Origin of the sequence: Amycolatopsis sp. NPDC006125, assembly GCF_040614195.1 — a bacterium.
In the GTDB taxonomy this organism is placed as follows: domain Bacteria; phylum Actinomycetota; class Actinomycetes; order Mycobacteriales; family Pseudonocardiaceae; genus Amycolatopsis_E; species Amycolatopsis_E tucumanensis.
Window position 1 is genome coordinate 41,805 of record NZ_JBEXTZ010000054.1, and the last position, 13,382, is coordinate 55,186.

The following is a 13,382-nucleotide window of genomic DNA, read 5'->3' on the forward strand; positions in this document are numbered from 1 at the left end:
GCTGTGCGGCAGCCTTGGTTCTGGTTCCCGGCAAGCCCTGGTGGTGGAGTCGGGACATGGACATCGATCTCGGTCTGCTCGGCGCGCACCTGCGCGAGCACGCAGTGAACCCGGACCGCGCCATCGAGGTGGAGCGCGCCGGCTACGGCACGCTCTGGCTGGACGCCTCGCCTCCGGCGGACCTCACCCTCGCGGAGGAGCTGCTCGACGCGACCACCCGGCTGACCGTCGGCACGAGCGTGGTGAACGTCTGGACCGCCGACGCGGACACCGTCGCGGCCTCCTACCACCGGATCGAAGCCAGGCACCCCGGGCGCTTCCTGCTCGGCGTCGGAATCGGCCACCGCGAAGTGCACGCCGAATACGCCTCCCCGTACGACACACTGGTGTCCTACCTGGACCGGCTCGCCAGTGCGGGCGTGCCGTCCGGCCGCATCGTGGTGGCCGCGCTCGGGCCGCGGATGCTGCGCATGGCAGGGGAGCGCACCGCCGGAGCCATTCCCGGCATGGTCACCCCGGAGCACACCCGGCGAGCCCGCTCGATCCTCGGCCCCGGGAAGGTGCTGTTGCCCGGGCATTTCGCCCTCGTCGAGCCGGACGTGAACCGGGCCCGCGCGGTCGCCCGGTCCGCGCCGCCCGGAACCGCGCTGGGGGTGCACAACTACGCGAGCAACCTCCGGCGTCTCGGCTTCACCGAGGACGATCTCTCCGGCGCGGGCAGCGACCGGCTCATCGACGCACTCGTCGCACACGGCGACCCGGCCACGACGGCGACGCGGCTGCTGGCCCATCGAGCGGCCGGCGCGGACCACGTCGGCGTCTACCCCCTCGGCGACGACCCGATCGCCACGCTCGTCGAAATCGCGGAGGCGGTGCAGCTCAGTGGTGAACCGGGGCCGCGGCGCCAGAGCTAGTCCCGCTGGGCGAGGAACACGAACTCCATGCCGGGCCGGTCCGGGGCGTCCCGCACGTCGGCCACGCGGAACCCGTGTGCGGCGAGGCTTTCCTCGACCTCGTCGCGCTCGCGGAACCGCAGCGTCGAGTCCGATGTGACCACTTCGCCATCGGCCAGGAACCGGTACGTGAAGCGGAACGACACCAGCGGCAGGCTGACGTCCGTGACCTCCATGCGGCGCTCCACGCGGCCGGTGCCGGGCACGTCGAGCACCAGCGGGGCGGTCGCCGCGGCCCAGTCCTCCCAGGCGCGCCGGTCCGGGCGGCGCGTCTCGAACACGAAGTGGCCGCCGGGGCGCAGCGCGGTCCGGATGCCCGCGAGGGTCCGGCCCCAGTCTTCGTCGGTGAGGAACACCTGCGCGACGTTCCCCGTCATGGCAGCGAGATCACCGGCCGCCGGGGGCAGATCCGTGGCGTCGCCGTGGATCCAGGTGATGTTCCCGTCCGGGTCCTTCGTCCGGGCGACCGCCAGCGACGCCTCCGCCGGGTCGACGCCGACGACGGTGCGTCCCTTCGCGGCGAGGAGCACGGCGAGGCTGCCCGTGCCGCAACCGACGTCCAGCACGCGTTCGGCCTCGAGCTCGTCGGCGATCGACAGGTACAGGTCGAGGTCGTCGCGCTCGCCGTCGAAGGTGTCGTAGACCTGGGCGAGGCGCGGGTGGGCGAAGATCGCGTCGGGCACGGCACGCACCTTAGCCGGGCGGCGGTCCGCGCGCGTCCGGTTTTTGTCGGTGCCCCCTGTCACACTGCGGACGTGGCGAACTGGCGGGAATTCGAAGAGCAGGCACCGGCACTGGCGGCGGCGGTGCGTGAGCGGTTGACGGCTGCGGAGACACACGTGCTGGCGACTCTGCGGCGGGACGGGTCGCCCCGGGTGAGCGGCACCGAGGTCGACCTCCGGGAGCCCGAGTTGTACATCGGGTCGATGTGGGGTGCGCGCAAGGCGCGCGACCTGCAGCGCGACGGCCGGTTCGCGCTGCACGCCTTCCCGTCCGGCGAGGGCGACGCGAAGCTGTCCGGGGTCGCGATCGAGGTCACCGAGAAGGCCGTCCTGAACGCCATCCAGGGCGACATGCAACCGAGCCACCTCTTCCGGCTGGACCTCCGGCAGGCGGTGCTGACGACGGTCGAGGGCGACAAGCTGGTGGCGACCACCTGGTGGCCGGGCCGGGAGGTGGTGCGTTTCGAGCGCACGTGAGACAGGTACGAGGACACCGCGCACGCGGCCGACGTGAGGGTTGGCGTGGTGCCCGTCGGCGGGCCGTGGGGGGCCGTGCCGGTGGTGCGCTGCGTTTCGAGCGCACGTGAGACAGGTATGAGGACACCCCGCACGCGGCCGACGTGAGGGTTGGCGTGGTGCCCGTCGGCGGGCCGTGGGCGGCCGTGCCGGTGGTGCGCTGCGTTTCGAGCGCACGTGAGACAGGTATGAGGACACCCCGCACGCGGCCGACGTGAGGGTTGGCGTGGTGCCCGTCGGCGGGCCGTGGGCGGCCGTGCCGGTGGTGCACTGTTGGCCTTTCCCGCGCCGGGGACGTGCGACTGCCGCGGGATGCGGGTCAGGGCGAGCGTTGCCTCTGGAGCCCGTGCCCGCGCTACAGCGGCCCCGGGTTGGTCGTCATGGCGACCACTCCGTCGGTTCGGCTCGAGGCGCCCTACAGCCGTTCCAGGATGGTCGCCGTCGACAGCGCTCCGCCCGCGCACATCGTCACCAGCGCGGTCGCGCCGTCGCGGCGTTCCAGCTCGTGCAGGGCCGTCGTCAACAGGCGCGCGCCGGTGCTGCCCACCGGGTGCCCCAGCGCGATGGCGCCGCCGTTGACGTTCACCCGCTCGGGATCCGGCTCGTGCACCTGCTGCCAGGACAGCACCACCGAGGCGAACGCTTCGTTGACCTCGAACACATCGAGATCACCGACCGCCATCCGGGCGCGCGACAGCACCCGCGTCGTCGCCTGCACCGGGCCGTCCAGGTGGTAGTACGGCTCGGCGCCGACCAGTGCCTGCGCGCGGATCCGCGCCCGGGGACGCAGGCCCAGCGCCGCCGCCCGCGCGGAGTCCATGATCAGCACGGCCGCCGCGCCGTCGGAGATCTGGGACGACGTGCCGGCGGTGTGCACGCCACCGTCGAGCACCGGCTTCAACCGGGCCAGCCCCTCCAGCGTGGTGTCGCGCAGACCCTGGTCGCGGGTGACCAGCCGGGTCTCCCCGGTGGGCCTGCCCTCCGCGTCGAGCACCGGCGCCTTCACCGGCGTCACCTCGCGGTCGAACCGGCCCTGCGCCCACGCCGTCGCCGCCTTGGTCTGCGACGCCACCCCGAACCGGTCGACGTCCTCCCGGGTGATGCCGCGCCGCTCGGCGATCCGCTCGGCCGCGCCGTACTGGTTGGGCATGTCGATCGCCCACGAGGCGGGCTTCGGCGCGCCCGCGTCCACGCCGCGGTTCGCGCCCAGCGGGATGCGGCTCATCGCCTCCACCCCGCACGCGATGCCGGCCTCGATCGCGTCTGCCGCGATCAACCCGGCCACCAGGTGCGCGGCCTGCTGGGCCGAGCCGCACTGCGCGTCGATCGTCGTCGCGCCGGTCGTCTCCGGCAGGCCGGCGTGCAGCCACGCCGTGCGCGTCACGTTGCCCGACTGCTCACCCGCCTGCGTGACGCAACCGCCGATAACCTGTTCCACGATCGCGGCGTCCAGCCCGGCCCGCTCGACCAGCGCCCGCTGCGCCACGCCCAGCAGCTCGGCCGCGTGCAACCCGGCCAGCCAGCCACGCCGCTTCCCGATCGGGGTCCGCACGGCCTCGACGATGACGGGTTCACCCACGGCAGCTCTCCTCCACTCGACTCTCGTTCAAAGTAGAACTTGTTTCAATATTGAGCAAGTGTGACCCAGGTCAACCGCCATTTGGTGACCAATCGGACCACCAGGGCTTTCAAGATCGAGTAAACGGGTTTCACTCAACCTCTCGACTTAGTTAACACCGTATGCTCTAATCGGGTTTAGAACGTGTTCCACGACGACGTGAGGCACCTCGGGAGGTAGCCGTGGCCACGCCCCTGATCCCCGCCGGCTTCGATTTCACCGACCCCGACCTGATCGCGGCAAGGCTTCCGCTGGAGGAGTTCGCCGAGCTCCGCAAGACCGCGCCGGTCTGGTGGAACGCGCAGCCGCACAACCGCGCGGGCTTCCGCGACGACGGGTTCTGGGTCGTCACCCGGCACGAGGACGTCAAGACCGTGTCGAGGGACAGCGAGCTGTACTCCTCGCAGGAGAAGCTCGCGATCATCCGGTTCGACGAGAACATGACCGACGAGGGTCTCGACGCGAACCGCCTCGTCCTGCTCAACATGGACGCGCCCCAGCACACCAAGCTGCGCCGCATCGTGTCGAAGGGCTTCACGCCCCGGGCCATCGCGCGCCTGGAGGACACCCTCCGCGACCGCGCCGCGCGCATCGTGCACGAGGCGAAGAAGAAGGGCTCCGGCGACTTCGTCGAGGACGTCGCGTGCGAGCTGCCGCTGCAGGCCATCGCCGAGCTCATCGGCATCCCGCAGGAGGACCGCCGCAAGATCTTCGACTGGTCCAACCAGATGATCGGCTACGACGACCCGGAGTACGACGTCGAGCCGATCGCTGCCTCCGCCGAACTCGTCGGCTACGCATGGAACATGGCCGAGGAACGCCGGAAGTGCCCGATGGACGACATCGTCACCAAGCTCGTCCAGGCCGATGTGGACGGTGAGTCGCTCAGCTCGGAGGAGTTCGGGTTCTTCGTCATCCTGCTGTCCGTGGCGGGCAACGAGACCACCCGAAACGCCATCACCCACGGCATGAAGGCCATGCTCGACCACCCCGACCAGTGGGAGCTCTACCGCGAGCAGCGGCCGAAGACGGCGCCGGACGAGATCGTCCGCTGGGCCACCCCGGTGATCGCCTTCCAGCGCACCGCGACCGCCGACACCGAGCTGGGCGGCCAGCACATCCGCAAGGGCGACCGGGTCGGCATGTTCTACAGCTCGGCCAACTTCGACCCCGAGGTGTTCGACGAGCCCGAGAAGTTCGACGTGCTGCGGGATCCGAACCCGCACGTCGGCTTCGGCGGCACCGGCTCGCACTACTGCATCGGGGCGAATCTCGCGCGCCTGGAGATCGACCTGATCTTCAACGCCATCGCCGACGAAATGCCTGGTATCCGCGAAATCGCGGCGCCGGAGCGGCTGCGGTCGGGCTGGCTCAACGGCATCAAGCACTACCGGGTCGCCTACGAATAGGGGTTACGCTGCACCTCTGGTCCTCGTCGCCAGGAGGTGCCCGGTGCCCGTCGTCCCGCCCACCCCGGAAGAACTCGCCGAGCTCGCCGCCCGTCACGGCTTCCGCCTCGGCGAAGCCGACCGCAAGTCCTTCGCCGGTCTCGTGGAGGCCAACCTCGCCGCCCACGAGGCCGTCGAGCGCCTGTACACCCGCTCGGCGCCCAGCGCCCCGCACCGCGATTACGAGTGGCCGGAGGACAACCCGCTGGGCGCGTGGTACGTGCGCACCCGGATCCCGCCGACCGGCGACGGTCCGCTGAGCGGCCGCGAGGTCGTGATCAAGGACAACATCGCGGTCGCCGGGGTGCCGATGATGAACGGATCCCGCGCGGTGGAGGGGTTCGTGCCGCGCCGGGACGCGACCGTCGTGAGCCGGGTGCTCGCGGCGGGCGGCACGATCGTCGGCAAGGCGGTGTGCGAGGACCTGTGCTACTCCGGGTCCAGCTTCACCTCCGCCTCCGGTCCGGTGCGCAACCCGTGGGACCCCACCCGGCACGCCGGCGGCTCGTCGTCCGGCAACGCGGCCCTGCTCGCCGCCGGTGAAGCCGATTTCGCGATCGGCGGCGACCAGGGCGGTTCGGTGCGGATGCCGGCGGCGTTCTGCGGCGTGGTCGGGCACAAGCCGACGCACGGGCTCGTGCCCTACACCGGCGCGTTCCCCATCGAAACCACGATCGACCACCTCGGCCCGATGACCCGCACGGTCCGGGACGCCGCGCTGCTGCTGAGCGTCCTCGCCGGTGACGACGGCTTCGACCCGCGCCAGTTCCGCACGCCGGAGCCGCCGGACTACCTGGCCGCGGTCGAGCAGGACATCCGCGGCGTGCGGGTCGGCGTGCTCACCGAGGGCTTCGGCCTGCCGATGTCCGAACCGGGCGTCGACGACGCGGTCCGCGCCGCGGCCGACCGGCTCGCGGCGGCGGGCGCCGTGGTGTCCGAGGTCAGCGTGCCGTGGCACCGCGACGGGCTGGACGTGTGGACCGTGATCGGTACGGACGGCACGGCGCGCCAGATGATCGACGGCAACGGCTACGGCATGAACGTGCCCGGCCGGTACGACCCGGAGCTGATGGTGCACTTCGCGCAGGGGCGGCGCGTGCACGCCGACGACATGTCGGACACGCTCAAGACCATGATCCTCACCGGCGCGTACGCCGCGGAACGCTACGACATGCGCCACTACGCGATGGCGCGCGAGCTGGCGTGGGAGCTGCGCGCCGGCTACGACGCGGCGCTGACCGAGGTGGACGTGCTGGTGCTGCCGACGGTCCCGTACGTGGCGAAGCCCCTGCCCGGCCCGGACGCGACGCGCGAGGAGCGGATGGTCAACGCGCTGGGCATGGTCGGCAACACGGCACCCTTCGACGCGAGCGGCCACCCGGCGATCTCGGTGCCCGCCGCGCCGGTGGACGGCTTGCCGACGGGCTTGATGATCGCGGGCCGCCGCTTCGACGACGCGATGTGCCTCCGGGTGGCGGCTGCTTATGAGCGGGAGGTGGGCGGTTTCCCGGTCGCCGCCCGGTAGGTCAGGAGCGCCGCGGCGCCCTGCTGCCGGACCGCGTGGAGCCGCAGATCCGCGGGCGCGGTGAACAGCCGCCGCCCGGTGCCGAGCGCCGTCGGGAACACCAGGAGCCGGTACTCGTCGACGAGGTTCTCGGCGGCGAGGGCGTGCACGACGCCGATGCTGCCGGTGACGATGAGGTCCCGGTCCGTCCCGCGCACCGCCGAGGCCAGGTCCCCGTCGAGCACGGACGAGTTCTGCCACGCGTCCGCGCTGGTCAGCGAGCGGGACACGACGAGCTTCGGGATGGCGTTCATCTTCGCCGAGAACTCGTCGGTCCGGCCCGGCCAGAGCTTCGCGAACAGCTCCCACGTGACGCGGCCCAGCAGCAGCATGCCGGTGTCGAGCAGCGCGCCGAGCCCGAACTTGTCGCCGGCCACCGCCTCGGGGCCGTGCCGGAACGCCCAGCCGCCGCCCGGTGTGCCGCCGGATCCGTCCGGGTCCTCGACGACGCCGTCCAGCGTGACGAACTCGATGACGATCAACGTGCCCATGTGCACTCCTCGGTTGTCCTCTGCCGGCCCGGTGTGGCCCGGCGGAGGTACATACCGGCGGGTGCCGCCATACTCATCGCGATGGCCACGGTGGATTTCGCAGCGCTGACCGAACCGCACCGGGCGGAGCTGCTGGCGTACTGCTACCGGATGCTCGGGTCGGTCCACGAGGCCGAGGACCTGGTGCAGGAGACCATGTTGCGGGCGTGGCAGGCCCGCGAGCGCTACGACGAGCGGCGGGCGTCGATCCGCACCTGGCTGTACCGCATCGCGACCAACGCCTGCCTGACCGCGCTGGCGGGCAAGGCGCGCCGGCCGCTCCCGTCCGGGCTGGGCGCGCCCAGCACCGACCCGGGGGAGCCGCTGCGGCCGGCCTTCGACGTGCCCTGGTTGCAGCCCTTCCCCGACGCCCGGCTCGGCGATCCGGCGGACCAGGCCGTGCGGCGGGACAGCATGCGGCTGGCGCTGGTCGCGGCCATGCAGACGCTGCCGCCGCGGCAGCGGGCCGTCTGGGTGCTGCGCGAGGTCCTGGCTTTCAGCGCCGCCGAGGTGGCCGGACTGCTGGACACGTCGGTCGCTTCGGTGAACAGCGCCCTGCAGCGGGCGCGGGCGGGGTTGTCCGTCGCGGCCCTCGAAGACGTCGCCCCGTCCGGCGACCCCGCTGCGCGCCGCACCGTGGAGGCCTACGTCCGAGCGTTCGAGGCGGCCGACGTGGACGCGCTGGTCGAGTTGCTCACCCACGATGCCGTGCTGGAGATGCCGCCGGTGCCCCTGTGGTACCGCGGCCGCGACGACTACGCCGCGTTCATCCGGCGGGTGTTCGCGATGCGCGGCGTGGGCTGGCGGATGGTCCCGACCGGGGCGAACGGCCAGCCGGCCGCGGCCGCCTACGCCCCGGATCCCGCGGGCGGGCACCGCCTGCACACCCTGCAGGTGTTCACCGTCGCCGGCGAGCGGATCACCCGCACGGTCGTCTTTCAGGACCCGGCGGTGTTCGCGGCCTTCGATCTGCCCACCGCCGTCTAGGGCTTCTCCGAGCCCACCACCCACATCGCGAAGTACTGGGAGCCGCCGCCGTACGCGTGGCCCAGCGCTCGGCGTGCGCCGTCGACCTGGTAGTCGCCCGCCCGGCCCATCACCTGCTTCGCCGCCTCGGAGAACCGCAGCATCCCGGACGCCCCGATCGGGTTCGACGACAGCACCCCGCCCGACGGGTTCACCGGCAGCCGCCCGGTCAGCGCGGTCTCCCCGGCCTCGGTCAGCTTCCACCCCTCGCCTTCGGGCATGAAACCGAGGTTCTCCAGCCACATCGGCTCGAACCAGGAGAACGGCACGTAGATCTCGGCTGCGTCTATTTCGGACAGTGGATCGGTGATCCCCGCCTCGCGCCACAGCGCCGCGGCCGCCTCCCGGCCCGCCTGCGGGTTCACCTGGTCCCGGCCGGCGAACGTGGTCGGCTCGGTGCGCATCGCAGTCGCGTGCACCCACGCCGCGCCCTGCACCGCGTCGCCAGCGGCCTCGTCGCCGATCACCATCGCGCACGCGCCGTCCGAGGACGGGCAGGTCTCGTCGTAGCGGATCGGGTCCCACAGCACCTGCGAGGCCCGCACCTTCTCCACCGTGATGTCCGGCTGCTTGAGGTGCGCGTACGGGTTCAGCGCCCCGTTCTGCCGGTCCTTCGCCGCGACGATCGCCCCGACGTGCTCGGGTGCGCCGGACCGCCGGATGTAGGACCGCACGTGCGGCGCGAAGTACCCGCCCGCGCCCGCGCCGACCGGCATCGTGAACGGCGGCGCGATCGACAACGCCCACATCGCGTTCGACTCGGACTGCTTCTCGAACGCCACCGTCAGCACCCGCCGGTGGATGCCGGATTGCACCAGGCTCGTCGCCACCAGCGCCGTCGACCCGCCCACCGAACCGGCCGTGTGCACGCGCAGCAACGGTTTCCCGGTCGCGCCGAGCGCGTCGGCCAGGAACAGCTCGGGCATCATCACGCCCTCGAACAGGTCGGGCGCCTTACCGATGACCACCGCGTCGATGTCCGGCCACTCCACTTGCGCGTCGGCCATCGCGCGGTCGATCGCCTCCCGCAGCAGGCCGGGCATGGACACGTCGGTCCGCTTGGCCCGGTGGTGGGTCTGCCCGGTGCCGAGCACCGCGGCGAGCTGCTTCGCCATTCTCACGCCTCCAGGACCGCGACGAGGTTCTGCTGCAGGGCCGGGCCGCTGGTCGCGTGCGCGAGCACCTTCGAGGCCTGGCCGGTGAGGATCCGGGTGGCGGCCTCGCCGATGCGCGCCAGCCCGGCCGCGAACATCGGGTTGCCGGTGAGCACACCGCCCGAGGGGTTGACGCGCACGTCGTCGCCGAGCCCGAGCGCGGTCCGCAGGATCAGTTCCTGGTGGGTGAACGGCGCGTGCAGTTCGGCGACCTCCACGTCACCGGTGCCGACCGCCTGCCCGGCCGCTTCGGTGGACGGCGACCGGGTCAGGTCCCGCGCGCCGAGCACGGGCGTGTCCACCCGGTGCTCGATGCCGGTGATGACCGCGGGCCGCTCGGCGAACTCGTGCGCCCGCTCGGCCGCGGCGAGGACGATCACCGCGGCGCCGTCGGTCACCGGCGCGATGTCGTGCGCCCGCAACGGATCCGCGACGTAGGGCGCGTCCAGCAGGTCGGCGATCTCGCTGGCGCCGGAGAACTGGGCGTGCGGGTTGCGGGTGGCGTCGGCGCGGCTGCGTGCGGCCACCTCGGCCAGGTCCTTCTCGCTCCACAGGCCGGCGTCCAGCCCGAGCCGCGCCTGCAGGCCCGCGATGCTCACCGAGTCCGGCCACAGCGGCGCGACCGTGTACGGGTCGAGCTGCAGGGCCAGCACCCGGCGCAGCTGCCCGGCGGAGGACTTGCCGAAGCCGTAGACCAGCGCGGTGTCGACCTCGCCGGTGCGGATCTTCAGCCACGCCTCGTACAGCGCCCAGGCCGCGTCCATCTCCACGTGCGACTCGTGGATCGGCGGGAACGCGCCGATCGCGTCGATCGCGGAGATGAACGAGAACGCCCGGCCCGCCAGGTAGTCCGACGAGCCGGAGCACCAGAACCCGATGTCCGACTTGGACAGTCCGGTCTGCTCGTAGACTTGGGCGAAGATGGGCACGAGCATCTCCACGCCGTTCGTGGTGCCCGGTGTGGAGCGCACGTTCGGGGCCTGGGCGAACCCGACCACCGCGACGTCTCGCATGGCAGTTCCCCTCTACAGGTGGTGGGCGAAGGACTCGTAGGGCGCGTCCGGCTCGCCGGTCGGCTCGAAGTGGCTGATGTTCTCCAGGCTCGTCCACCGCTCGTCACGTGGCTTCCAGTTCGCCTTCACCCGCATGCCCATCCGGACCTCGGACGCGTCGCAGCCGAGGACGAGGTGCAGGAACGCGATGTCGGCGCCGTCGAGCAGGATGTACGCCGCGACGTAGGGCGGCTTGATGCGCTGGCCGAGGAACGGCACGTTGACGATGCAGAACGTGGTGACGATCCCGGTGTCCGGCAGCTCCACTTCGTCCACTGTGGGCACCCCGTCGGTAGGGCAGGCGCCGCGTGGCGGGATGTAGACCTTCTCGCACTTCGGGCAGCGCTGGCCGATGAGCTTGCCCTCGGCGAGGCCGCGCAGGTAACGGCTCTCCTCCGGCGACGCCGAGTGCTGGTAGTGCAGCTCGATCGGGGTGACCATCACACCGTCCTGTTCGGACTTCGGTGGTGGCGCGGGGGAGGGCCCGTCTTCGGCGCCGACGGGCAGGAAGTAGGCGATGTCGCGGATGTGGCCGGCGGGTTCGTCGGCCCAGCGCACGCGCACCCGCATCCCGGTGTGCATCTCCGCTGGGCTGTTCACGTGCACGGCGTGCAGCATCGCGGTGTCGGCGCCGTCCAGGCGGACCAGCGCCCACGCGAACGGCGTGGTCAGCGGCTGGCCGTCCAGCGGTTCGGGGATCCAGGACCAGCTCAGCACGGTGCCCTCGTCGGACACCGGCACGAACTCGGTGAGCGCCGCGGCGGTGACCGGGTCGTACTCCACCGGCGGCACGTGCACGCGGCCGTCGGAGCCGCGCACGCCCTCGATGCGGCGCTCGCGCAGTCCGGCGGCGAACCGGCCGAGCACGGGCCCGAGGGAGCGGGTGTAGTCGAAGGCGAGATCCAGCGGCGCGGACAGCGGTGTACTCACGAATCGAAGTGAAACACGTTCTCGATCTGGCGGCAAGACGCTCTGCCGGAAGGTTGCGCGGTAAGTGGAACAAGTTCTAGATTCGGGTGCATGACCACTGCACTGGAGACGATCGGCCTGTGGAACATCGCGGCCGGGCAGCCGGACCGGACGGCGATCGTGAACCCCGACGGCAGCGAGGTCGGTTACGGCGCGCTCGCCGACAAGGCCAACGCCTACGCGCGCGGCCTGCGCGAGCTGGGCCTGGAGACCGGCGACGTCGTGGTGGTGCTGCAGCCCAACAGCGACGAGCTGCTGGCCGCGTACTTCGCCGCGCTGCAGACCGGGCTGTACGTGGTGATGGTCAACTGGCACTTGGTCGGGCCCGAGGTGGCCTACATCCTGTCCGATTCGGGGGCGAAGGCGTTCCTCGCGCACGAGCGGTTCGCCGACGTGGCGATCGCCGCGGCGGACGAAGCCGGGGTGCCCGCTTCCGGCCGGTTCGCGGTGGGGCGCATCGAGGGGTTCCGCGCTGTGGCCGAGCTGGGCGCCGGGGGGAGCGGGCGCCCGGAGGGGCGGACGGCGGGGTCGCCGATGCTCTACACCTCCGGCACGACGGGACGGCCCAAGGGTGTGCGGCGGCCGCTGAGCGGGGCTGATCCGGACAGCGTGCCGGCGGCGTCCACGTGGTTCTTCGGGATCTTCGGGCTGAAGCCGTTCGACGGCCACGTCCACCTGTGCGGTTCGCCGCTCTACCACACGGCGGTGCTGAACTTCGCGTCGATCTCGATCCAGCTGGGGCACACGGTCGTGCTGATGGACCGGTGGGACCCGGAGGAGATGCTGCGGCTGATCGAGCGGTACCGCGTCACGCACAGCCACATGGTGCCCACGCAGTTCCGGCGCCTGCTCGCGCTGCCGGAGGAGGTGCGGTCGCGGTACGACCTGTCGTCGCTGCGGAACATGATCCACGGCGCGGCGCCGTGCCCGCCCGAGGTGAAGCGGCGGATGCTGGAGTGGTGGGGCCCGGTGGTGACCGACTACTACGCCGCGACCGAGGGCGGCGGGACGATGATCACCGGCGAGGAGTGGCTGCGCAAACCCGGCTCGGTGGGGCTGCCGTGGCCGGGTTCGGTGATCAAGATCCTGGACGACGACGGCAACGAGCTGCCCGCGGGCCAGCCCGGCACGGTGTACATGCGGATGGGCTCGTCGACGTTCGAGTACCACAAGGACGCCGAGAAGACGCGCAAGGCGCGGGTCGGGAACCTGTTCACCCTCGGCGACGTGGGTTACCTGGACGAGGACGGCTACCTGTTCCTGCACGACCGCAAGAACGACATGATCATCTCGGGTGGGGTGAACATCTACCCGGCCGAGATCGAGAACGAACTGGTGATGCACCCGAAGGTCGCGGACGTGGCGGTGTTCGGCATCCCGCACGAGGACTGGGGCGAGGAGATCAAGGCGGTCGTCCAGCCGGCGCCGGGAGTTCAGCCGGGGCCCGAGCTGGCGGAGGAGCTGCTGGACTGGGTGCGCGGCCGGCTGGCGAAGTTCAAGTGGCCGCGGAGTGTGGACTTCGCCGAGGAGCTGCCGCGGGATCCCAACGGGAAGCTGTACAAGCGCAAGCTGCGGGATCCTTATTGGACGGACCGGAAGATCTGACCCTCCTGCGGCCCGCGCGGGCGGGCGGGCCGCAGCGGGCGGGCGGCCGGCCGGGCACGGCTCGGCTCGGTGTTCCGGAAATGGGCGCGCCCCGTGGGCTGCCCGCACCCTGCGGGTAGCCGCGCGCTGCGGGTAGCCGCGCGCTGCGGTCGGTGCGGATCGGTGATGCCGGAGCGCGGGATGCCTACGGTGACTGGCGCCGGGTGTCGGACCTCGATGAGGCCG

Annotated in this window: 12 protein-coding genes; 6 read left to right on the forward strand and 6 right to left on the reverse strand. The window is 71.8% G+C overall.

The window, feature by feature from the left end; translation table 11 throughout:
• The first annotated feature begins 56 nt into the window (after positions 1 to 56).
• Positions 57 to 914: a TIGR03620 family F420-dependent LLM class oxidoreductase gene (locus tag ABZ193_RS25730; RefSeq protein ID WP_354711775.1), complete on the forward strand. Its 858-nt coding sequence runs from the start codon at positions 57 to 59 to the stop codon at positions 912 to 914.
• Here the strand turns inward: ABZ193_RS25730 and ABZ193_RS25735 are convergent.
• Complete coding sequence (locus ABZ193_RS25735) at positions 911 to 1,636, reverse strand: class I SAM-dependent methyltransferase (protein ID WP_354711776.1); 726 nt, start codon at positions 1,634 to 1,636, stop codon at positions 911 to 913. The two genes, ABZ193_RS25730 and ABZ193_RS25735, sit on opposite strands and share 4 nt — an antisense overlap.
• 72 nt (positions 1,637 to 1,708) lie before the next feature.
• Between ABZ193_RS25735 and ABZ193_RS25740 the strand changes: the two genes are divergently transcribed.
• The gene (locus ABZ193_RS25740; RefSeq protein WP_354711777.1) at positions 1,709 to 2,152 is read left to right on the forward strand and encodes a pyridoxamine 5'-phosphate oxidase family protein; all 444 of its coding nucleotides are present in this window, start codon (positions 1,709 to 1,711) and stop codon (positions 2,150 to 2,152) included.
• Positions 2,153 to 2,606: 454 nt separating this feature from the next.
• Here the strand turns inward: ABZ193_RS25740 and ABZ193_RS25745 are convergent, their stop codons facing one another.
• Positions 2,607 to 3,770: a steroid 3-ketoacyl-CoA thiolase gene (locus tag ABZ193_RS25745; protein ID WP_237338129.1), complete on the reverse strand. Its 1,164-nt coding sequence runs from the start codon at positions 3,768 to 3,770 to the stop codon at positions 2,607 to 2,609.
• Between the two features lie 221 nt (positions 3,771 to 3,991).
• Between ABZ193_RS25745 and ABZ193_RS25750 the strand changes: the two genes are divergently transcribed.
• Positions 3,992 to 5,218, forward strand: a complete 1,227-nt coding sequence (locus ABZ193_RS25750) for a cytochrome P450 (RefSeq protein ID WP_237338130.1) — start codon at positions 3,992 to 3,994, stop codon at positions 5,216 to 5,218.
• Between the two features lie 43 nt (positions 5,219 to 5,261).
• Positions 5,262 to 6,782, forward strand: coding sequence for an amidase (locus ABZ193_RS25755; protein ID WP_237338131.1), 1,521 nt, complete (start codon positions 5,262 to 5,264; stop codon positions 6,780 to 6,782).
• On the opposite strand, the gene ABZ193_RS25760 is transcribed toward ABZ193_RS25755, so the two are convergent.
• The gene (locus ABZ193_RS25760; protein ID WP_237338132.1) at positions 6,740 to 7,312 is read right to left on the reverse strand and encodes a dihydrofolate reductase family protein; all 573 of its coding nucleotides are present in this window, start codon (positions 7,310 to 7,312) and stop codon (positions 6,740 to 6,742) included. The genes ABZ193_RS25755 and ABZ193_RS25760 overlap by 43 nt on opposite strands.
• 81 nt (positions 7,313 to 7,393) lie before the next feature.
• Between ABZ193_RS25760 and ABZ193_RS25765 the strand changes: the two genes are divergently transcribed.
• Positions 7,394 to 8,338, forward strand: a complete 945-nt coding sequence (locus tag ABZ193_RS25765; RefSeq protein WP_354711779.1) for a sigma-70 family RNA polymerase sigma factor — start codon at positions 7,394 to 7,396, stop codon at positions 8,336 to 8,338.
• On the opposite strand, the gene ABZ193_RS25770 is transcribed toward ABZ193_RS25765, so the two are convergent.
• Genes ABZ193_RS25770 through ABZ193_RS25780 form a run of 3 tightly spaced genes read right to left on the reverse strand, consistent with a single transcriptional unit; the run spans position 8,335 to position 11,513 of the window.
• Positions 8,335 to 9,492 (reverse strand): thiolase domain-containing protein, encoded by a 1,158-nt coding sequence (locus ABZ193_RS25770; protein ID WP_237338134.1) that lies wholly within the window; start codon positions 9,490 to 9,492, stop codon positions 8,335 to 8,337. The genes ABZ193_RS25765 and ABZ193_RS25770 overlap by 4 nt on opposite strands.
• A gap of 2 nt (positions 9,493 to 9,494) precedes the next feature.
• A complete protein-coding gene (locus tag ABZ193_RS25775; protein WP_020418756.1) occupies positions 9,495 to 10,544 on the reverse strand; it encodes a thiolase domain-containing protein in 1,050 nt (349 codons plus the stop codon).
• Between the two features lie 12 nt (positions 10,545 to 10,556).
• On the reverse strand, positions 10,557 to 11,513 hold the full coding sequence (locus ABZ193_RS25780) for an OB-fold domain-containing protein (protein WP_354711781.1): 957 nt from the start codon (positions 11,511 to 11,513) through the stop codon (positions 10,557 to 10,559).
• Between the two features lie 90 nt (positions 11,514 to 11,603).
• Between ABZ193_RS25780 and ABZ193_RS25785 the strand changes: the two genes are divergently transcribed.
• A complete protein-coding gene (locus ABZ193_RS25785) occupies positions 11,604 to 13,157 on the forward strand; it encodes an acyl-CoA synthetase (RefSeq protein WP_354711782.1) in 1,554 nt (517 codons plus the stop codon).
• Positions 13,158 to 13,382 lie beyond the last annotated feature (225 nt).